This is a genomic window from Microbacterium sp. GXF7504 (assembly GCF_054798235.1).
In genome coordinates, this window is record NZ_JBSJZI010000003.1 from 456,601 (window position 1) to 475,827 (window position 19,227).

Consider the following 19,227-nt stretch of genomic DNA (forward strand, 5'->3'; position numbering starts at 1 on the left):
ACCGGGGGCCGGGCCGCGGTTCAGACCCCGGGCCGGTTCATGTCCGGGATCGTGATGGGCGTCGTCGAGCCCGACGACCCCTTGTTCAGGAACGCCATCGCCAGGGCCTTGATGAACTTGTCGAAGACCCAGAAGCTCGCGGGCGCCACCGGGATGAGCCCGTCCCGCACCTTGATGTAGGTGGGCCACCCGGTCTTGATGAACACCTTCGAGGCGGGGTCGCGCTTGAGGCCGAGCCAGTCGCCGACCTCGTCGCCCAGCTGGTACCGCACGAACTCGTTGAGGAACCCGCGGGTGACCCCGAGGTCGACCTGCGCGGTGAGGCCGAGGAGGACCTCCGCGAGTTCCTGCCCCTCCGGCGTCCAGGCGAGCTTCGGGGTGAGCACCTGGTCGGCCTGTGCGTGCGCATCCGCCCACGTCGCCGGGATGTACTCGTCGCGCACGCCGAGGAAGTGCAGGGCGAGCTGCCACGAGTGCAGGAACGCCTCCTCGTCGGCCGCCGACATCCGCACGCCCCACTCCTTGAGCTTCTTGTGCGCGAACGTGCCGGTGCTGTGGAAGGTGACGAGGATGTCGGCGTTGCTGATCGGGATCTCCTCGTCCGCGACCGCCTTCCAGTACGGCGACTGCGGCAGCAGATGCCGGACGGTGGCGTGCACCATCCGGGTCTTGTTCGCCGTGACGATGAACTGGCCGCCGGGTTCGAACGCGTTCCGGTCGCCGAGGTCGTAGCCGAAGGTGAAGGTCTTCGCGGCGCGGTCCTGCATGTCGGCGCCGCCCTTGGACCAGTAGACGGACTTCGCCTCCCGGGGGATCACGGTGCTCATGATGCCGCCGCCGATGCCGTAGATCATGAAGAGGTACATGTCCATGCGGCGGTTGAAGTCGGCGGCCTGGCGCATCTTCGCCGCATCCGCCCAGGACGGCAGCGCGACCGCCTGCCCGAGCCACGCCTCGAGCTCGGGCGGGAGCCCGGTGGGGAGCGGGTGGCCGTTGTCGACCCACGGCAGGATCGCGGCGTTGACCGCGGGGACCTGCCCGGTGACGGTGACATCGGCCATGATGCGGTCGATGTCGTCGTCCCAGACCCATTGCGGGTCGGTGCCCGCACCGGTGCCGAGCACCGAGCGGGAGGGCGACCACGACCAGGCGGCGTGGGCGGCGTGCGGCGCCACGACGCCGGTGAGCCCGAGTGCGGCTCCCAGCGTGAGGACGGATCGTCGGCTGATCTCTGACATGCGTCACCTGTTCCAGAGCGCGATGGACCCTGGCCGCGTCGTCGTCGTCGATGCCGCGGTCGTGCGGGGGAATCCATCTGGGGGGATGTGATTGCGCGTTAACTTATGGGCAGATCGCGACGAGCACAAGACCCGGTTCCGCCCCGGTCGTCAGCGCTTTCCGACCGGCTCCCGTTCGGCGAAGAGCCAGGCCGCCCGCGGCTCGACGAGGGGCCGGAAGACCGTACGCACCGGCTTCGTCGCGAGCGCCAGGGCGACGAGCACGGACGCGACGCACACGACCGGCAACCACAGCCAGGTGGGGTCGAGGCCGCGCAGCGCCCCGGACTCGCGGAACGGGTAGAGCACGAAGGAGTGCAGCAGGTAGACGTACATCGTGGCGCGGCCGAAGTGCGTCCACCACGTCTCGCGCCAGGGCAGCAGTACGAAGAACGCGGTCATGAGCACGACGGCGCAGAGCATGAGCAGGATGCGGACGCCTCCCGCCCACCATTCGGTGCCGCCGAGCGCGGCGTACGCGTCGTCGTAGAACATCCAGGTGCGCAGGTTCATGTCGCGCCAGGCGTCGCTGAAGCCCCAGGCCAGCGCGAAGGCGCCGGCGAACAGGAGCACCGCGGCGGCGACGGCCCACCACGGCCGGCGGTCGAGGAGGCGCCAGCGGGCGACGACGTCGTGCTCGCGCAGCCACCAGCCGAACGTGAAGAACGCCAGGAGGCCGAAGGTCCGCGACAGCGAGAGGGTGGAGTCGATGTTCGGCAGGTAGCCGGAGCCGACCGAGACGACCACCGCCCACAGCAGCGGCCAGCGCAGCAGCGCCAGGTAGGGGAGCACCAGGCGGAAGAGTCCGAGTGCCAGCAGGAACCACAGCGTCCACGACGGTTTCGTCGGGTTGGGGTTCGCGCTGCCCTCCACGAGCCACTTCGTGAGCGTCCACAGCGTCTCGAAGATCACGTAGGGGAGCAGGATGTCGGTGATCACCCGGGTCATCCGGGTGCGCCCCGGCGGGTCGGACTTCGAGAAGTACCCCGAGATGACCGCGAGCGCCGGCATGTGGAACGCGTAGACGACGAGGTACAGCGTGAGCGCCGCATCCGAGTCGTACGTCATGCGTTGCACGGCGTGCCCGAGCACGACCAGTGCGATGCACGCGAACCGCGCGTTGTCCCAGAAGGGCACCCGCGCCCGCACGGTCGTCGTCGTCGCCTCGCTCATGGCGGCCCCAGACTATCCGTCGGGACGCGCCGCCATCCGGGGGCTTGCCCCGCGGCGCTATCCTGGCCTCGATCCGTGGGGGAGGCGCTGATGACGATCATCGACGAGGCGCGCCGGCGGGACGAGGCGCTCGGGGACATCGACTGGCGTGCGCTGCCGGAGGGCGCCCGGCTCGACACCGTCGCGGCGCCGAGCGGTCTGCTCGCACGGCTGGTCGCCGGCCCCGACGACGCGCAGCGCGTCGTCCTGGTGCCCGGTGCCACCGGATCGAAGGAGGACTTCGTCCTCATGCTGCCGATCCTCACGGCCGCGGGCTACCGGGTCGAGGCGTACGACCTCGCGGGCCAGTACGAGTCGGCGGCCGCAGGTCCCGAGCGGCTCACGCCGCCGCGACCCCGGTACGACCACCGCCTGTTCGTCGACGACCTCGTCGCCGTGCTCGAGGCCGGGCGCACCCCCGCGCACGTGCTCGGGTACAGCTTCGCGGGCCTGGTCGCACAGCAGGCGCTTGCGGAGCGCCCAGGGCTGTTCGCGAGCCTCACGCTGCTGACCACCCCGCCCGCGAGCGGCCAGGTGTTCCGCGGCGTCAAGCGGATCGGGCGGCTCTCGGATGCGGCGGGGCCCCGCACCGCGGCGACGCTCATGCTGTGGGGCATCCGGAACAACCTCAACCGGGTCGGCCCGCGCCGCCTCGCGTTCGTGAAGTCGCGCTTCGCGCTCACCCGCCGCGACAGTGTGGACGACATCGTCGCGGCGATGATGGACACGCCCGACGTCGTCGACGAGGTCGCGGCCTCACCGATCCCGAAGCTCGTCGCGGCGTCCGAGCACGACCTGTGGCCGGTGTCGCAGTACCGAGCGTACGCCGCGCGGATCGGCGCCGAGCTCGTCGTCTACGAGACCGGGCACAGCCCGTGCGAGACCGCCCCGCACCAGCTCTGCCGTGATCTGCTGCGCCTGTTCGCGGCCGCCTGAGCCGCCCGGCGGCCATCGGGAATACCCTGGCCCGTGACGCGTTCACCCAGTTGTATTCAATCGCATGAAAACGGATGCTGCGGCATCCGGGAATCGGGATGACATCGTGAGCGAGCACACCGGCGCGGACCGGACCCAGGCGGCACCCCAGGTGCAGTTCGGCCTCTTCAGCGTGAGCGACGTGACGCGGGATCCGGTCGCGGGGCGCACGCCGAGCGAGGCGGAGCGCATCCGGGACACCATCACCATCGCGAAGCACGCGGAGCAGGCGGGCCTCGACGTCTTCGCGCTCGGCGAGCACCACAACCCGCCGTTCTGGTCCTCGTCGCCCACGACGACGCTCGCGTACATCGCCGGCCAGACCGAGCGGCTCATCGTCTCGACGGCGACGACCCTCATCACCACGAACGACCCGGTGAAGCTCGCCGAGGACTACGCGATGCTGCAGCACGTGTCCGGCGGGCGCATGGACCTCATGCTCGGCCGCGGCAACACCGGCCCGGTCTACCCGTGGTTCGGGAAGGACATCCGCCAGGGGCTGCCGCTGGCGATCGAGAACTACGCGCTGCTGCAGCGCCTCTGGCGCGAGGACGTCGTGGACTGGGAGGGGAAGTTCCGCACGCCGCTGCAGGGCTTCACCGCCACCCCGCGCCCGCTCGACGGCGTCGCCCCGTTCGTGTGGCACGGCTCGATCCGCACCCCGGAGATCGCGGAGCAGGCCGCCTACTACGGCGACGGCTTCTTCGCGAACAACATCTTCTGGCCGGCCGAGCACTATCAGCGCCTCATCGGGCTGTACCGGCAGCGCTACGCGCACTACGGGCACGGCACGCCCGAGCAGGCGATCGTGGGGCTCGGCGGACAGGTGTTCATGCGGAAGAACTCGCAGGACGCCGTGCGCGAGTTCCGTCCGTACTTCGACAACGCGCCGGTCTACGGGCACGGTCCCGCGATGGAGGACTTCACCGAGATGACCCCGCTCACGGTGGGGTCGCCGCAGCAGGTGATCGACCGGTACGCGGGCATGCGCGACCTCTTCGGCGACTACCAGCGGCAGCTGTTCCTCATGGACCACGCCGGGCTGCCGCTGAAGACCGTGCTGGAGCAGATCGACCTCCTCGGCGAGGAGGTCGTGCCGGTGCTGCGGCGCGAACTCGCCCGGAACCGGCCGGCCGAGGTGCCGGACGCCCCGAACCACGCAGCGCGGGTGCGCGCGGTCTACGGCGACGGGCCGGGCCGGCAGGCGCGTCCGCGCGAGAACCGCGGCGACAACCTCACCGCGGGCTCCCCGTACGAGGACACCCCCGCACGCAGCGGGTCGGCGTTCGGGCTCGGGAAGGAGGCCTGAGATGACCACGCGACGCATCGCGGTCGTCACCGCGGGCCTGTCGACGCCGTCGTCCTCGCGGATGCTGGCGGACCGGATGCTGGCGGCGGTCGCCCGGGAGCTGGACGCCCGCGGCATCCAGGTGACCACGGAGACCTTCGAACTGCGCGACCACGCGCACGAGCTCACCGACCGGCTGCTGACCGGCTTCGCGCCCCCGGCGCTCGCCGCCACGATCGACGCGGTGACCTCCGCGGACGCGGTGATCGTCGTGACGCCGATCTTCGCGTCCAGCTACTCCGGGCTGTTCAAGTCGTTCGTCGATGTGCTCGACCCGGACGCGCTGCGCGGGAAGCCCGTGCTCATCGGTGCGACCGCGGGGACGCCGCGGCACTCGCTCGCGATCGACTACGCGATCCGGCCCCTGTTCGCGTACCTGCATGCGGATGCGGTCTCGACCGGCGTGTTCGCGGCCTCCTCGGACTGGGGCGCGGGCGACGACGGCGTGGCGCCGCTGCGCGAGCGGATCGACAAGGCCGCCCGCGAGTTCGCCGACGCAATCGCGCGGCGCGAGCCCGCCGCATCCGCCGACCCGTTCGACCCGGCCAGCTACCTCGCCGGCGGCTCGTCCTTCGAGGACCTCCTCCGCTAGCTCCCCGTTCGCGCTGGGTAGCCTGGAGGGGTGACCCGTGCCGTGATCGCCCTCCGCCTCGTCGTGCCCGCCCTCTGGCTGGGGCTGCTGCTGGGACTGGCGTTCATCGAGGCGCCGCTGAAGTTCCAGGCACCGGGCATCACGACGGCGCTCGGGCTCGGCATCGGCCGCCTCGTGTTCTTCGCCCTCGAGGCGGGGAGCTGGCTGCTGTTCGCGGTCCTGGTCGCGCTCGCGTTCGCCCGGCCCCGGCCGGGACGCCCGCACGTGTGGTTGCTGGCCTCGACCGCGGTCGTGCTCGTGGTGCAGACGCTCGTCATCCGGCCGCCCCTCAACGCCCGCAGCGACGTGGTCATCGCCGGCGGCGACCCGGGAGAGTCGGTCCTCCACTACCTGTACATCGTCTCCGATGTGGTGCTCGCCGTGCTGCTGGTCTGGCTGATCGTGCAGTCCGCCCGCCGGCACCTCGCCGTGGCCGCCTCGCCGGTCGCCGGGCGCGAGCCGGTCGCACACTGATCGCGGGGAGCGCCGTGGACACGATCGTGAAGACCCGGGACGACGCGCCCCGCGGCTTCTTCGAGGCGGAGGCGGCCGGCCTCCGCTGGCTCGCCGCAGCCGGGGGCGGGGCGCGGATCGTCCGCGTCGTCGCGGTCGCCCCGGGCCGCATCGAACTGGAGCGGCTCCGGTCCGCACGCCCGGACGCCGCCGCCGCGCGGGCGTTCGGAACCGCGCTGGCCGCGACGCACGACGCCGGGGCGCCGGCGTTCGGCGCGCCGCCCGACGGATGGGACGGACCGGTGTTCATCGGCCGGCTCGAGCAGCCCGCCGACCCCGATGCCTCGTGGGGCCGCTTCTACGCCGAGCAGCGGGTGCGCCCGTTCCTGGCGCGGGCCGTGGCGAACGGCAACCTCGCCTCGTCGGACGCGGATGCGGTCGACGGGCTCTGCGACGCCATCGCCGACGGGGCCTTCGACGACGACGAACCCCCGGCACGGATCCACGGCGACCTCTGGAACGGGAACGTGCTGTGGACGCCGGACGGCGTCGCGCTCATCGACCCCGCCGCGCACGGCGGCCACCGGGAGACCGACCTCGCCATGCTCGACCTCTTCGGCTGCCCGTTCCTGGACGACGTGCTCGCCGGGTACGACCAGGCGCATCCGCTCCGCGACGGGTGGCGCGACCGCATCCCGCTGCATCAGCTGCATCCGCTGGCCGTGCACGCCGTCGGGCACGGCCCCGCCTACGGCGACGCGCTCGCCGACGCCGCGCGACGGGTGCGGGCGCTCCTCGGCTGATCAGTACCAACCGGTGCGCTGCGAGTGGTCCCAGGCTGCGCAGGGGGAGCCGTAGCGGCCCGTGATGTAGGAGAGTCCCCACTCGATCTGGGTGTTGCCGTTGGTGCGCCAGTCGGCGCCGGCGGCCGCCATCTTCTCTGCCGGCAGCGACTGGGGGATGCCGTAGGCGCCGCTCGAGCGGTTCAGCGCGTCGGCCCGCCACCCGGACTCCCGGTTCCACAGGAGCACGAGGCACTGGTACTGGTCGTCGCCCCAGCCGTACCGCGCGACGGCCGTGCGCGCGTACGCCTTCGCGCCCGCCGGGTCGACCGTGACCCCGGTGGGTGCGCTGCCCGCACCGGCACCGGCGCCACCCGAACCTGATCCGCCGTTCGAGCCCGACCCGCTCTGGCCGGACCCGCCGCCGGTGCCGGAGGGGCCGCCGGTGCCTGCGGCGGTCGTGTTCGCCGCCTGCCGTGCGAGTCGGGCCGCGCGCTCGGCCTCCGCATCCGTGCGCTTCAGCGCCGCGAGCTGTGCGTACAGGGTCTCGACCTGCCCGCGCACGACGGCGACCGTGGCCGCCTCCGCATCGGCGGCGGCCTGCGCCGCCGCCGCCCGTTCCTCCGCTGCGGTCGCCGCGGCCTCCTGCGTCTGGCGGGCGTCCTCCGCCTGCGCGTGCAGTGCCTCGGCGGTGCGTGCGCTCCGCTCGGCCTGCCCGAGCATGCCGCTCCAGGTCGCGGTGAGCCGATCGAGGAGGCCGAGGTGGGTGAGCAGGGAGTCCGGGTCGGATGCGGTGAGCAGCCGCACCGGCATCGCCGCCGTCCCGTTGCGGTACCGCTCGGCCGCGACCGCGCCGAGCCGGTCCTGCAGCGCGCCGAGTTCCGTCAGCACGGCGTCGCGCTCGGCCGCGAGTGCGACGGCGCGTTCGCCGGCGGCATCGGCGGCGGCACGCGCGTCGGCCGCGTCGGCGGCCAGCTCGAGCGCGGCGGTCGACTGCGCGGCGGCTTCGGACTCGGCGACGTCGAGGGTGCGCTCGAGCGTGCGGATCATCGTGGTGGTCGAGGCGGTGGAGCGTCGTGCGTCCTCCACGTCGGACCAGGAGGGCGGCTCCACCGCCGCCGCGGGGGCGGCCCACGCCGTCAGCAGCGCTCCGACCGCGAGGACGCCCGGCCAGACAAGGCGACGGGGACGGCGGGCCGGCATGCACTCACGCTAACCGGCCCGCCGTCCCCGGCACCAATGCGGCCGTGGGGGTCTCAGCCCTGCATGCCCTGCTCGAACGCGTCGAACTCGAGCTCCCGCAGGAGCTCCTCCCGCTCGATCCGCTCCTCGGGATCGATCGTGGGCGGCGGGGTTTCGAGTTCGGTCTCGTCGTCGATGGGCACTTCGCGCTCGTCGTCGTTGGTGGTGGGGATGTCGGGGTCGCTCATGCCTTGCTCCCAAACTGCGTCGCGGTCGGTGTTCCGCCAACGATAGGGCGCACCGCCGACATCCGACAGGGCAGACGGGAATGCCCTGATCGCGGGGGTCGCTGCTAGTGTGGAACCGTCCGCCCTCCGGGTGGACGTGCAATTCCACACACGAACTGCACGGAGCAGGCCGGCAGGAAGCTGGTCCCCTGTGGTGGGTTCCCCGTCGACGGATGCCGCAGCATCCCGCCGGGTGGCTTTCTACTGGTGGCCAGCGCAGGCGATCCGCAGATCCTTGCCGCGCGCCCATATCTGCCTGTTCCTGCTCCTTCGCACGTTGCTCGTCGCCCACACGGGGCGGCGAGCCTAAACAAAGAAGGAGGGACCTCTTGGAAGGTCCGGAAATCACCGCCGCCGAAGCCGTTCTCGACAACGGCCGTTTCGGTACCCGCACGATCCGTTTCGAGACCGGCCGTCTCGCACAGCAGGCCCAGGGCTCCGTCGCCGCCTACCTCGACGAGGAGACGATGCTGCTGTCCGCCACGAGCGCTGGCAAGCACCCGCGTGAGGGCTTCGACTTCTTCCCGCTGACCGTCGACGTCGAGGAGCGCTCGTACGCCGCCGGCAAGATCCCCGGCTCGTTCTTCCGTCGCGAGGGCCGCCCCTCGACCGAGGCGATCCTCGTCTGCCGTCTCATCGACCGCCCGCTGCGCCCGTCGTTCGTCGACGGCCTGCGCAACGAGGTCCAGATCGTCGTGACCGTGCTCTCGATCGCGCCGGGCGAGTACTACGACGCGCTCGCGATCAACGCGGCGTCGCTGTCGACCCAGATCTCCGGTCTGCCGTTCTCCGGCCCCATCGCCGGTGTGCGCCTCGCGCTCATCCCCGGCCAGGGCGAGCACGCCGACCAGTGGATCGCGTTCCCGAACGCCGAGCAGGTCGGCCAGGCCGTGTTCGACCTCATGGTCGCCGGTCGCGTCCTGCCCGACGGCGACGTCGCGATCATGATGGTCGAGGCCGAGGCCACCGAGAACAGCTGGGAGCTCATCCGCGGCGGCGCCGTGAAGCCCAGCGAGGAGGTCGTCGCCGAGGGTCTCGAGGCCGCGAAGCCCTTCATCAAGGAGCTCGTCGCCGCGCAGAACGCCGTCGCGAGCACCGCCGCCAAGGAGATCCAGCCCTACCCGGTCTTCCCGGCGTACAGCACCGAGGTCTACGACTTCGTCGCCGCCCGCGCCACCGAAGAACTCAAGGGCATCTACCAGATCGCCGACAAGATCGAGCGCCAGAACGCCGACGACGCGCTCAAGGACCGCGTCAAGGCCGAGGTCGCCGCCGCCGTCGAGGCCGGGGAGCTCCCCGAGTCCGCCGGTGCCGAGGTGGGCAACGCGTACAAGTCCGTCACCAAGAAGATCGTCCGTGGCCGCATCCTCACCGAGGGCGTGCGCATCGACGGTCGTGGTCTCGCGGACATCCGTCCGCTGGACGCCGAGGTGCAGGTCATCCCGCGCGTGCACGGCTCCGCGATCTTCCAGCGCGGTGAGACCCAGATCCTGGGCGTCACCACGCTGAACATGCTGAAGATGGAGCAGCAGATCGACTCGCTGTCGCCCACGACCAGCAAGCGGTACATGCACCACTACAACTTCCCGCCCTACTCGACCGGTGAGACCGGTCGTGTCGGCAGCCCCAAGCGTCGCGAGATCGGGCACGGCTTCCTCGCCGAGCGCGCCCTCGTGCCGGTGCTGCCCTCCCGCGAGGAGTTCCCCTACGCCATCCGTCAGGTCTCCGAGGCGCTGGGCTCCAACGGCTCGACCTCGATGGGCTCGGTGTGCGCCTCGACCCTGTCGCTGCTGAACGCCGGTGTGCCGCTGCGCGCACCCGTCGCCGGCATCGCCATGGGCCTGGTCTCGGACGAGGTCGACGGGCAGACGCGCTACGCCGCGCTGACCGACATCCTCGGCGCCGAGGACGCCCTCGGCGACATGGACTTCAAGGTCGCCGGTACCAGCGAGTTCGTCACCGCGATCCAGCTGGACACGAAGCTCGACGGCATCCCGTCGTCGGTGCTCGCCGGTGCCCTGACCCAGGCCAAGGAGGCTCGCCTCACGATCCTGAACGTCCTGAACGCCGCGATCGACGCGCCCGACGAGATGGCACCGACCGCGCCCCGCGTGATCAGCGTCCAGATCCCGGTCGACAAGATCGGTGAGCTGATCGGCCCCAAGGGCAAGACGATCAACGCGATCCAGGACGAGACCGGCGCGCAGATCTCCATCGAGGAGGACGGCACCGTCTACATCGGCGCCGTCGACGGCCCGTCGGCCGAGGCCGCGCGTGCGCAGGTCAACGCCATCGCCAACCCCACCAACCCGGAGGTCGGCGAGCAGTTCCTGGGCACGGTCGTCAAGATCGCGACCTTCGGTGCGTTCGTCTCGCTCCTCCCGGGCAAGGACGGTCTGCTGCACGTCAGCGCCGTCCGCAAGCTCGCCGGTGGCAAGCGCGTCGAGAACGTCGAGGACGTCCTCTCGGTCGGTCAGAAGCTCCTGGTGAAGATCACCAAGATCGACGACCGCGGCAAGCTCTCGCTTGAGCCCGTCACCGACGAGGCCGAGGAGTCCGCGGAGGCTCCGGCCGAGGCGCCCGCCGAGGCCTGATCCCCCTCGCCACGACGGCCCCGACCCCGCAGCAGCGGGATCGGGGCCGTCGTGCGTGATCAAACAGTTATGCAATGTTGCGCCATACGGCGCAGCATTCGGGGGAGGGGCGCCCGGGCTGCTCTACGCTCGGAAGCAGCAACGTCGGACTCGCCACGAGGCAGCCGTCCCGTGTCGACCGACGGTGACCGGAGCGGCAGGGGGTGCTCGTGAAGATCTTCGGGATCGGCGCGACGACGCCCGCGCCGCCCATCCACCCCTCGGCACCCATCCCGGTGCAGGGCCCCGGTGTGGGCTCCGGCATCCGCATCCCCCTCGGCGACGGCGGTCCCGACGCGTTCCCGCTCATGCTCGGCGGTGCGGAGTTCGGCTGGAACGTCGACCTCGTCGCCGCCCACCGCATCCTCGACGCGTACGCGGAGGCCGGCGGCAACGCGCTCCACACCGCGGACAGTTTCAGCGGCGGCCGCAGCGAGCACATCATCGGGCAGTGGGTGCACACCCGCGGGGTGCGCGACGACGTCGTGCTCGCGGTGCGCGTGGGACACCACCCCGACCACCCGGGGCTGGGCCCGGTGAACCTCGTCCGCGCCGTCGAGGCGTCGCTGCAGCGGCTGCGCACCGACCGCATCGACCTGCTCTACCTCGACGCCACGAGCGGCACGAGCTCGCTGGAGGAGACCCTCGCGACGGCGGCCTGGCTCGTCGAGGCGGGCAAGGTCCGCCACCTCGGTGCGTTCGGATTCCGTCCCGAACAGCTCGTCGAGGCCCGCATCCTCTCCAGCGCCGGCTACCCCCATCTCACCGTGCTCGACGTGCCCTACAACGTGCTGCGGCGCGACGACTTCTCCGGCGACCTGCGGCTCGTCGCCGGTGCGCAGAACATGGTGCTCACGCCCTCGCACCCCCTCGAGCACGGGTTCCTCGCCGGGCGCGTGCGCCGGCGCGAGGAGGTCCGATCGGTGCGCGGCGGGCAGCTCGCGGCCGGGCTCACCAAACGCGGCCAGCGCACGCTCCGCGCGCTCGACGCGATCGGCGCCGAGCTCGGGGTGCCGAACGCGGCCGTGGCGATCGGATGGCTGCTGGCGCAGCGGATCGTCGCCGCGCCCATCGTGAACGCCTACGCGGTCGAGCACATCGAGGAGCTCGTCCAGGGCGTCGGTGTGCGGCTCACCCGTGCGCAGCTCGCCGAGATCGAGCGGGCGTCGCAGTAGCGGGTTATGGTGGGAAGACCGCGCCTGCGGATCCCTGACACCGACGAAGCGAGTCCCAGTGACGCATTATCTGTACCTCGTGCGCCATGGTGAGCACCAGGACGCCGAGCACGGGATGGTCGACGGCCCTCTCTCGGCCCGTGGTCGCCGGCAGGCCGAACTCATCGCCGACCGGCTCTCCGGCGTGCCCCTCGACGCGGTGTGGCACTCGCCCCTGGTCCGTGCGGCGGAGACCGCGAAGGCGGTCGCGGAGCGGCTGCCCGCGGTGAACCCGGAGCCCTCGTCCCTCCTGTTCGACTGCATCCCGACGGGGATGACCCCGGAGACCCCGGCCACGTTCGAGCCGTTCTTCGGGTCCATCACCGAGGCGGAGGTCGAGGCGGGGCGCGCGCAGATGGCCGACGCCCTGGCCGCGTACCTGGTGCGCAAGCCCGGCGATGCGCACGAGCTGCTCATCACGCACAACTTCGTCATCAGCTGGTTCGTCCGTGAGGTGATGGACGCGCCGGAGTGGCGCTGGATGACGCTGAACCAGGCGCACTGCGGGCTCACGATCCTGGCGCAGAAGCCGGGCCGCCCGTGGACGCTGGTCTCGCACAACGACCTGTCGCACCTGCCGTTCGAGCTTCGCACGGGCCTGCCCGAGGTCCCCCCGGTCTGACCGTCGCACGTGTCGCGCGCTGCGCCCGCGCGCTGCGCTGCGCCCGCGCTGCGCTGCGCTGCGCCCGCGCTGCGCTGCACCCGCACGTTGCTTGCGGGTCGCGCGCTGCGCGCCGGGCCGCCGAGCCACCCCCTTTTCTGCGAGCCACCCCTTTTTCTGGTGCGGAAAGAGGGGTGGCTCGCAGAAAGAGGGGTGGCTCGGCGCTGGGACGGGGCGGGACGGGCGGGGCGGGTCAGCGCAGGGGCTTCGCGTACCAGCGCGTCGCGTTCGGGTTGTCGTTGTACGGCTCGACCGACGCGAACCCCGACCGGGCGTAGAGGCCGCCGGCGGCCTTGAGCGAGTGGTGGGTGTCGAGCACGAGGCGGGTGGCGCCCGCATCCCGGGCCCGGCGCTCCAGGTCGTCGAGGATGAGCCGGCCCCAGCCGCGACCGCGACCGGACTCGCGCACGAACAGGTGCTTCACCTCGTAGGTCACCTCGTCGCCGGTGTCCGGCAGTCGACGGATGCCGCCGCATCCCGCCGCGACGCCCTCGTCGTCGTCGAGCACGAGGAACACGCCCGCCGGCGGGGTGAACACGGCCGGGTCGGGGAAGGTCGTGCGGTACGAGCCGCCCGGGAACCCGTCGGCGCGGATGGCGAAGTACTCGGTCAGCAGGCGGTGGGAATCCGGGTCGTCGACGCGGGCGGGACGCAGGCGGGCCATGACCTCGACCCTACGCCGCCTAGGCTGGAGGCATGACAACGCGTGTGGCCATCGTGGGGGCGAGCGGGAAGCTCGGACGCATCATCCGGACCGTCGTGGAGGCGGAGGACGGCTACGACGTGCACGCGGTGCTCGGCTCGGCCGACCCGATCTCGGCGATCGACGGCGCCGACCTCGTCGTCGACGCGTCCACCCCCGCCGTGTCGCTGGAAGTCGTGCGCGCCGCCATCGAGCGCCGCATCAATGTGCTCGTCGGCACCTCCGGCTGGTCCGCGGAGCGCATCGCCCTCGTGCGGCCGCTCGTCGCCGACGCCGGCACCGGCGCGGTGTTCATCCCGAACTTCTCGCTCGGCTCGGTGCTGGGCACGGCCCTCGCGGCTGCGGCCGCCCCGTTCTTCGGGTCGATCGAGATCATCGAGGCGCACCGCGAGACGAAGATCGACTCGCCGAGCGGCACTGCCGTGCGCACCGCCGAACTCATCGCCGCCGCCCGCGCCGGCGTCGGCCCGGTCGAGTCCCCGCACGTCGACCAGCGCGCCCGCGGGCAGCAGGTCGCGAGCGTCCCGGTGCACTCGCTGCGTCGCCCCGGCGTCATCGCCAAGCAGGACGTCATCCTCTCCGGTGCGGGGGAGTCGCTCACGATCACCCACGACACGGTCGACCCGGCGCAGGCGTACGCCCCCGGCATCCGGCTCGCCCTCGCCGGCGCGCGCGATGCGACCGGCGTGCTCGTCGGACTCGACGCGTTCCTCGACATCGGCATCGGGTCGTCCCGCCGCCGCGACGAGGGCGCACCCGTCGCGGACGACGGCGTGCCCGGACAGGTCGCGCGGGTCACGGGCGCATGAGCGCGCGCATCGGCGTCGCGGTCATCTCGCTCGGCCTGCTGCTGTACATCGTGCTGGTCGGCCAGCGCGCGTACCTCTTCCTCGTGAGCGGCGAGCCGGTCGGCGTCGTGATGGGGCTCGCGCTCATCGTGCTGCCGCTCATCGCGGTGTGGGCGCTCGGACGTGAGCTGCTGTTCGGCGTGCAGGCCGCGCGCCTGGGCCGGATGCTCGAGCAGGAGCACGCGCTGCCCGACGAGGAGCTCGCCGCCCGCCCGAGCGGCCGCGTGCTGCGCGAGGAGGCGGATGCGGTGTTCCCGCGCTACCGGGAGGCCGTCGAGGCTGCACCCGAGGACTGGCGCGCCTGGTACCGGCTCGGGCTCGCGTACGACGGCTCGGGCGACCGCAAGCGTGCACGCGCAGCGGTGCGCACCGCCATCCGGCTCGAGAAGTCGCACCGCGCCGCCTGACCCCGGTTCGCCTGTCGCGTTGTGCGGTCGCGGGCGACAGGTCGCGACAGGCGAGCCGGAGGAATCCGGGTTCGCCTGTCGCGTGTGCGGCTACGGGCAGCAGTTGGCGACAGGTGAGCCGGCAGCGCGGCGAGAGATGCAGCCGCGTTCAGGCGGCGGCGGGGACCGCGGCGGCGACCGCGTCCTCGACGGTGCGGTGCGTGAACGAGAACCCGGATGCGGCGAGCACCGCGGGCGCGACGTCGAGGTCGCACGTGAGCAGCGCCTCCGCCGCATCCCTCCCCAGCACGAGCTGCAGGGCGGGGGCGGGCGTCCGCAGGACGTACGGCTTGCGCATCCGCATCGCGAGCGCGAAACCCAGGTCGTTCGCGGTCGCCCGCTCGGGACCCGTGAGGTTGACCGGCCCGGTGATCCCGGCGTCGATGACGTGGCGGATCGCGCGCACCTCGTCCTCGAGCGAGATCCACGGCCAGGCCTGCGTGCCGCGGCCGATCGGACCGGAGAGCCCTGCGCGGGTGAGCAGCATGAGCGGCTTCAGCACGCCGTCGGCGTGCACCACCGGTGCGGAGCGCAGCAGCGCCACGCGGGCGTGGGGGCCGGCACGGAGCGCCTCGTGCTCCCACGCCGCGCACAACCGCGCGAGGAAGGAGCGGCCAGCGGGGGAGCGCTCGTCGAGGCCCTCGCCGCGGGTGCCGTAGTACCCGACCGCGGACGCCGACACGAAGGCGGGTGCCTCCTCGCCGAGCGTGCGGACCGCGGCCGCGAGGGTGCGGGTCGCCGACAGCCGCGACCACAGCAGCGTGCTCTTGTACCGCGACGTCCAGGGGAAGCGCCCGATGGTGGCGCCGGAGAGGCCGACCACCGCCGTCGCACCGGCCAGGACGTCGGGGTCGAGGGGTGCCGCCCCCGGTTGCCAGGTGACCTCGTCGGGCGCGGCGGCGGGGCGGCGGACGAGCCGGGTGACCCCGATCCCGTCCGCGCGCAGCGACGCGGCCAGTGCCGTGCCGATGAGCCCCGACGCGCCCGCGAGGACGACGCGGCGATCAGGCAAGCGTCGCCTCGAGCGTGATCTCGATGCCCGCGAGCGCCTGCGAGACCGGGCAGCCGGCCTTGGCCTCGTCGGCGATGCGCGCGAAGTCCTCGGCGGACAGGCCGGGCACGACGGCGTTGACGTTGAGGTGGCTGCCGGTGATGCCGGTGCCGGGGATGAAGGTGACCGACGCCGTGGTCTCCACGCTCTCGGGCGGGGTGCCGTTGCCGGCGAGGGCGTGCGAGAGCGCCATGCTGAAGCAGGCGGAGTGCGATGCGGCGAGCATCTCCTCGGGCGTGGTCACCGACTCCGAGCCCTCGCTCCGGGCCTTCCAGTTCACCGCGAACGGACCCTGGTTCGAGCTCTCCAGGGCGACCTGACCGGAGCCCTCCGTGAGGCTGCCCTTCCAGGACGTGGTGGCTTCGCTCGTGACGCTCATCGGTTCCTCCTCCGCGCGGCGCAGACCATCCGCGCCCGCGTCGTCAGGCTATCCGGGCGCCCCGACCCGGCGCGACCTGTTGACACCGCCCGCGCGCGCCGCCGCATCCGCTGCGTTCATCGGTCGCGAATGCGGGGTCCGGGCGCCCCGGATGCGGCATTCGCGACGGATGAACCGAGGCTCACCTGTCGCGATGTGCGCGCCCACGCGGCAGAACGCGACAGGTGAGCAGGTCCAGACGACGCGAGCGGCGCGCGGTGACGCGGTCAGCGGGCGCGGGCGCGGGCGAGCCGCGGGGGGACTCAGGCGGCGGCGCGGGCGCGGCCGACGAGGCCGACGCGCTGCAGCAGCAGGTACAGCTGACAGCCGAGGCACAGACCGAACGCGGCGTTCAGGAACGCGGCGACGAACGCGGCGGCCGCGGCGATCGGCAGCCCCCACGGCACGCCGACGAGCTGCAGCACGAGCCCCACGACCGTGACGAACAGGCCGACGCCCTGCGCGAAGCGCGGCGGGCGAGGGTCCTCGAACTCGGACGCGGGCCGCAGTCGCGGCTGCACCACGGTGCGGTACAGCACGCCCCACGGCGCCGTCCGCGGGGCGAGCACGCCCCACGCGAACAGCAGGACGATCACCCCGAGGAGGAGGAACGCCGGGTCGAGCGCGCGCTCCGCGAGCGACGCGGACGCGAGCGCCGGCGTCGCGGCGGGGCCGACGAGGCCGAGCAGCACGTCGACGAGCAGCAGGACGGCGGTGATGGTCGCGGCGAAGCGGGGACCGCGGGCGTCGATGCGGGCGGGCTCAGACATGGGACTCCTCGAGGATGCGGGAGAGTTCGAGTTCCAGGACGTCGCGGCCGGGCACGCCGCCGAAGCGGGTGCGGATGACACCGTCGCGGTCGAGGATCATGGTGGTCGGGGTCTGCAGCACACCGAAGTGCCGGGCGATGTCGGGGCGGTGCGTGAGGTCGACGTCGAGGTGGCGCACCCCGTCGCGGCCGTCCGCGATCTCCGACAGCACGCGGTGCACGCCGGGGCAGCGCGCGCACATCTCGGTGCTGAACTGCAGCAGCGTGGCGTGTTCGCCGAGCCCGTCGGCGCCGAGCCGTGCCGGGTCGACGACCTCGTGCACGTCGACCGAGCGTGGGCGCCGCTGCGCCCGGCGCAGCGCGAAGCCCAGCACGACGGTCGCCGCGAGCAGGGCGGCGATCACGATGAGGGCGACGGTGAGATCCACAGCGTCCCAGGCTAACGGCGCCGCGAGGGCCGAGGGCCGAAGAGACGAAACATGACGAGTCCGACCGCACTGCCGAGCGTGTTCGACACGAGGTCTCGCACATCCGGGACGCGGTCGGGGAGGAGCAGGGCCTGGGTCAGCTCGATGAGCGCGCTGAGCGCGAGCCCGATCGCGACCGCGAGCAGGGCCCGGCGGCGGGGGAGCCAGCAGCAGGCGAGGAGGCCCGCCGGGACGAACAGCACGATGTTCGCGCAGAACTCCAGCAGTGGTTCGCCGATCCAGGCGGTCGGCGCCCATCCGCCGAAGAAGTCGGCGAGGGCGCGGATGACCCCGCCGGCGGTCTCGGGCTGCGGCCCCAGCGTCAGCGACGCCAGGACCGCGAGGTAGCCCGCCGTGAGCACGGCGAGCAGGATGCGGCCACGCACGGTGTCCGTGGCCGCATCCGTCACGTCAGTGCGTGTCCTCGGCCTCGATCTCGCTGCGGTCCGCGGACCACAGCGTGTGGAAGGTGCCCGCCTTGTCGGTGCGGCGGTAGGTGTGCGCGCCGAAGAAGTCGCGCTGGCCCTGGATGAGAGCGGCGGGCAGGCGCTCCGCGCGCAGCCCGTCGTAGTACGCGAGCGACGACGCGAACGCCGGGGCCGGGATGCCGGAGGTCGCCGACAGCGTGACGATCTCGCGCCAGGCGTCCTGCGCGCGGCCGAGGGCCTCGACGAAGTACGGCGCGGTGAGCAGCACGGGCAGCTCGGGCTCGGCGGCGTAGGCCTCCGCGATGCGGTTGAGGAACTGGGCGCGGATGATGCAGCCGCCGCGCCAGATCTTCGAGACCGCGCCGAGGTCGATGTTCCAGCCGTACTGGGCGGCGCCGGCGCGGATCTCGTCGAAGCCCTGCGAGTAGGCGACGATCTTCGAGGCGTACAGGGCCAGGCGCACCTGCTCGATGAACGCGTCGGGGTCGGCGACGGTCAGCTCGCCGCTCGGGCCGGGCAGGCCCACGGCGGCGTCGCGCTGCTCGCGGTGGCTGGAGAGGGAGCGGGCGAAGGTGGCCTCGGCGATGCCGGACACCGGCACGCCCAGGTCGAGCGCGGTCTGCACGGTCCAGGCGCCGGTGCCCTTGGCGCCGGCCTCGTCGACGATGACGTCGACGAGCGGCTTGCCGGTGGCGGCGTCGGTCTGGCGGAGCACCTCGGCGGTGATCTCGATGAGGTAGCTGTCGAGCTCGCCCGCGTTCCACTCGGTGAAGATGTCGGCGATCTCGGCGGGGGTCTTGCCGGTGCCGCGGCGGATGAGGTCGTACGCCTCGCCGATGAGCTGCATGTCGGCGTACTCGATGCCGTTGTGCACCATCTTGACGAAGTGGCCGGCGCCGTCGTGGCCGACGTGCGTGACGCACGGCTCGCCCTCGGCGACCGCCGCGATCGACTTGAGGATCGGGCCGAGGGTCACCCAGGACGCGTCGGGGCCGCCGGGCATGAGCGACGGGCCGTTCAGCGCGCCCTCCTCGCCGCCGGACACGCCCATGCCGACGAAGTTGAAGCCCGCCTCGCCGACCGCCTTCTCGCGGCGGATGGTGTCGGTGAACAGCGAGTTGCCGCCGTCGACGATGATGTCGCCCGGCTCGAAGACGCGCATGAGCTCCTCGATCACGGCGTCGGTGGGCCGGCCGGCCTTCACCATGATGATCGCGGTGCGCGGCTTCTGCAGCGACGCGGCGAACTCCTCGTACGAGAACGCGGGCACGAACTCCGCCTCGGGGTGCGCGGCGAGCAGCTCGTCGGTCTTCGAGCGGGAACGGTTGAACACCGCCACCGTGTTGCCCTCGCGGGAGGCGAGGTTGCGGGCGAGGTTCGAGCCCATCACGGCGAGTCCGACGACTCCGATGTTGGCAGTGGCTTCCGACACGGTCACTCCT

Annotated in this window: 21 protein-coding genes; 10 read left to right on the forward strand and 11 right to left on the reverse strand. The window is 72.4% G+C overall.

The window, feature by feature from the left end; translation table 11 throughout:
* Positions 1-20: 20 nt before the first annotated feature.
* Entirely contained in the window at positions 21-1,238 is a 1,218-nt protein-coding gene (locus ACWAUO_RS09520) for an oxygenase MpaB family protein (RefSeq protein ID WP_460774961.1), read from the reverse strand.
* Positions 1,239-1,388: 150 nt separating this feature from the next.
* A complete protein-coding gene (locus ACWAUO_RS09525) occupies positions 1,389-2,450 on the reverse strand; it encodes an acyltransferase family protein (protein WP_460774963.1) in 1,062 nt (353 codons plus the stop codon).
* A gap of 90 nt (positions 2,451-2,540) precedes the next feature.
* Between ACWAUO_RS09525 and ACWAUO_RS09530 the strand changes: the two genes are divergently transcribed.
* The 5 genes from ACWAUO_RS09530 (at position 2,541) to ACWAUO_RS09550 (ending at position 6,699) form a co-directional block, all read left to right on the forward strand.
* A complete protein-coding gene (locus ACWAUO_RS09530) occupies positions 2,541-3,425 on the forward strand; it encodes an alpha/beta fold hydrolase (protein WP_460774964.1) in 885 nt (294 codons plus the stop codon).
* Positions 3,426-3,576: 151 nt separating this feature from the next.
* Entirely contained in the window at positions 3,577-4,773 is a 1,197-nt protein-coding gene (locus ACWAUO_RS09535) for an LLM class flavin-dependent oxidoreductase (RefSeq protein WP_460775256.1), read from the forward strand.
* 1 nt (position 4,774) lies between these two features.
* On the forward strand, positions 4,775-5,404 hold the full coding sequence (locus ACWAUO_RS09540) for an FMN reductase (protein ID WP_460774966.1): 630 nt from the start codon (positions 4,775-4,777) through the stop codon (positions 5,402-5,404).
* Between the two features lie 30 nt (positions 5,405-5,434).
* The gene (locus ACWAUO_RS09545; RefSeq protein WP_460774967.1) at positions 5,435-5,917 is read left to right on the forward strand and encodes a hypothetical protein; all 483 of its coding nucleotides are present in this window, start codon (positions 5,435-5,437) and stop codon (positions 5,915-5,917) included.
* Positions 5,918-5,940: 23 nt separating this feature from the next.
* Positions 5,941-6,699 carry a fructosamine kinase family protein gene (locus ACWAUO_RS09550; protein ID WP_460775258.1) on the forward strand — a complete coding sequence of 253 codons (759 nt, stop codon included), beginning with the start codon at positions 5,941-5,943 and terminating at the stop codon, positions 6,697-6,699.
* Here the strand turns inward: ACWAUO_RS09550 and ACWAUO_RS09555 are convergent, their stop codons facing one another.
* Positions 6,700-7,881 carry an aggregation-promoting factor C-terminal-like domain-containing protein gene (locus tag ACWAUO_RS09555; protein ID WP_460774969.1) on the reverse strand — a complete coding sequence of 394 codons (1,182 nt, stop codon included), beginning with the start codon at positions 7,879-7,881 and terminating at the stop codon, positions 6,700-6,702. It lies immediately after the preceding gene.
* 53 nt (positions 7,882-7,934) lie between these two features.
* Complete coding sequence (locus ACWAUO_RS09560) at positions 7,935-8,108, reverse strand: hypothetical protein (RefSeq protein ID WP_460774970.1); 174 nt, start codon at positions 8,106-8,108, stop codon at positions 7,935-7,937.
* A 368-nt stretch (positions 8,109-8,476) separates the two neighbouring features.
* Here ACWAUO_RS09560 and ACWAUO_RS09565 point away from each other — a divergent pair, with 368 nt between their 5' ends.
* The 3 genes from ACWAUO_RS09565 to ACWAUO_RS09575 all read left to right on the forward strand — a co-directional run bounded on the left by ACWAUO_RS09565 (position 8,477) and on the right by ACWAUO_RS09575 (position 12,616).
* Positions 8,477-10,741 (forward strand): polyribonucleotide nucleotidyltransferase, encoded by a 2,265-nt coding sequence (locus tag ACWAUO_RS09565; RefSeq protein ID WP_460774971.1) that lies wholly within the window; start codon positions 8,477-8,479, stop codon positions 10,739-10,741.
* 209 nt (positions 10,742-10,950) lie between these two features.
* Positions 10,951-11,955 carry an aldo/keto reductase gene (locus tag ACWAUO_RS09570; RefSeq protein ID WP_460774973.1) on the forward strand — a complete coding sequence of 335 codons (1,005 nt, stop codon included), beginning with the start codon at positions 10,951-10,953 and terminating at the stop codon, positions 11,953-11,955.
* Between the two features lie 58 nt (positions 11,956-12,013).
* Positions 12,014-12,616, forward strand: coding sequence for a histidine phosphatase family protein (locus tag ACWAUO_RS09575; RefSeq protein WP_460774974.1), 603 nt, complete (start codon positions 12,014-12,016; stop codon positions 12,614-12,616).
* A gap of 232 nt (positions 12,617-12,848) precedes the next feature.
* On the opposite strand, the gene ACWAUO_RS09580 is transcribed toward ACWAUO_RS09575, so the two are convergent.
* Positions 12,849-13,319, reverse strand: a complete 471-nt coding sequence (locus ACWAUO_RS09580; RefSeq protein ID WP_460774976.1) for a GNAT family N-acetyltransferase — start codon at positions 13,317-13,319, stop codon at positions 12,849-12,851.
* A 32-nt stretch (positions 13,320-13,351) separates the two neighbouring features.
* On the opposite strand from ACWAUO_RS09580, the gene dapB reads away from it, so the two are divergent.
* Both dapB and ACWAUO_RS09590 read left to right on the forward strand, forming a co-directional pair.
* Entirely contained in the window at positions 13,352-14,167 is an 816-nt protein-coding gene (gene dapB, locus ACWAUO_RS09585) for a 4-hydroxy-tetrahydrodipicolinate reductase (RefSeq protein WP_460774977.1), read from the forward strand.
* Positions 14,164-14,613 carry a hypothetical protein gene (locus ACWAUO_RS09590; protein ID WP_460774979.1) on the forward strand — a complete coding sequence of 150 codons (450 nt, stop codon included), beginning with the start codon at positions 14,164-14,166 and terminating at the stop codon, positions 14,611-14,613. The genes dapB and ACWAUO_RS09590 overlap by 4 nt, the downstream gene beginning before the upstream one ends.
* A gap of 148 nt (positions 14,614-14,761) precedes the next feature.
* On the opposite strand, the gene ACWAUO_RS09595 is transcribed toward ACWAUO_RS09590, so the two are convergent.
* The 6 genes from ACWAUO_RS09595 to gndA all read right to left on the reverse strand — a co-directional run bounded on the left by ACWAUO_RS09595 (position 14,762) and on the right by gndA (position 19,217).
* A complete protein-coding gene (locus ACWAUO_RS09595; RefSeq protein ID WP_460774980.1) occupies positions 14,762-15,664 on the reverse strand; it encodes a TIGR01777 family oxidoreductase in 903 nt (300 codons plus the stop codon).
* Positions 15,657-16,082, reverse strand: a complete 426-nt coding sequence (locus tag ACWAUO_RS09600) for an OsmC family peroxiredoxin (RefSeq protein ID WP_460774981.1) — start codon at positions 16,080-16,082, stop codon at positions 15,657-15,659. Before ACWAUO_RS09600 ends, ACWAUO_RS09595 begins: the two co-directional genes overlap by 8 nt.
* 302 nt (positions 16,083-16,384) lie before the next feature.
* On the reverse strand, positions 16,385-16,891 hold the full coding sequence (locus tag ACWAUO_RS09605; RefSeq protein ID WP_460774983.1) for a DUF4395 domain-containing protein: 507 nt from the start codon (positions 16,889-16,891) through the stop codon (positions 16,385-16,387).
* Positions 16,884-17,318: a TlpA family protein disulfide reductase gene (locus ACWAUO_RS09610; protein ID WP_460774984.1), complete on the reverse strand. Its 435-nt coding sequence runs from the start codon at positions 17,316-17,318 to the stop codon at positions 16,884-16,886. Before ACWAUO_RS09610 ends, ACWAUO_RS09605 begins: the two co-directional genes overlap by 8 nt.
* An 11-nt stretch (positions 17,319-17,329) precedes the next feature.
* Entirely contained in the window at positions 17,330-17,767 is a 438-nt protein-coding gene (locus ACWAUO_RS09615; protein WP_460774986.1) for a VanZ family protein, read from the reverse strand.
* Position 17,768: 1 nt separating this feature from the next.
* Positions 17,769-19,217 (reverse strand): NADP-dependent phosphogluconate dehydrogenase, encoded by a 1,449-nt coding sequence (gene gndA / locus ACWAUO_RS09620; protein ID WP_460774988.1) that lies wholly within the window; start codon positions 19,215-19,217, stop codon positions 17,769-17,771.
* Positions 19,218-19,227: the final 10 nt, after the last annotated feature.

What these genes read in the sequence shown, in the direction of transcription:
- ACWAUO_RS09520 (WP_460774961.1), bottom strand. Translation starts at nt 1,238, where the DNA reads ATGTCAGAGATCAGCCGACGATCCGTCCTCACGCTGGGAGCCGCACTC.
- ACWAUO_RS09525 (WP_460774963.1), bottom strand. Translation starts at nt 2,450, where the DNA reads ATGAGCGAGGCGACGACGACGACCGTGCGGGCGCGGGTGCCCTTCTGG.
- ACWAUO_RS09530 (WP_460774964.1), top strand. Translation starts at nt 2,541, where the DNA reads ATGACGATCATCGACGAGGCGCGCCGGCGGGACGAGGCGCTCGGGGAC.
- ACWAUO_RS09540 (WP_460774966.1), top strand. Translation starts at nt 4,775, where the DNA reads ATGACCACGCGACGCATCGCGGTCGTCACCGCGGGCCTGTCGACGCCG.
- ACWAUO_RS09555 (WP_460774969.1), bottom strand. Translation starts at nt 7,881, where the DNA reads ATGCCGGCCCGCCGTCCCCGTCGCCTTGTCTGGCCGGGCGTCCTCGCG.
- ACWAUO_RS09560 (WP_460774970.1), bottom strand. Translation starts at nt 8,108, where the DNA reads ATGAGCGACCCCGACATCCCCACCACCAACGACGACGAGCGCGAAGTG.
- ACWAUO_RS09580 (WP_460774976.1), bottom strand. Translation starts at nt 13,319, where the DNA reads ATGGCCCGCCTGCGTCCCGCCCGCGTCGACGACCCGGATTCCCACCGC.
- dapB (WP_460774977.1), top strand. Translation starts at nt 13,352, where the DNA reads ATGACAACGCGTGTGGCCATCGTGGGGGCGAGCGGGAAGCTCGGACGC.
- ACWAUO_RS09590 (WP_460774979.1), top strand. Translation starts at nt 14,164, where the DNA reads ATGAGCGCGCGCATCGGCGTCGCGGTCATCTCGCTCGGCCTGCTGCTG.
- ACWAUO_RS09600 (WP_460774981.1), bottom strand. Translation starts at nt 16,082, where the DNA reads ATGAGCGTCACGAGCGAAGCCACCACGTCCTGGAAGGGCAGCCTCACG.
- ACWAUO_RS09605 (WP_460774983.1), bottom strand. Translation starts at nt 16,891, where the DNA reads ATGTCTGAGCCCGCCCGCATCGACGCCCGCGGTCCCCGCTTCGCCGCG.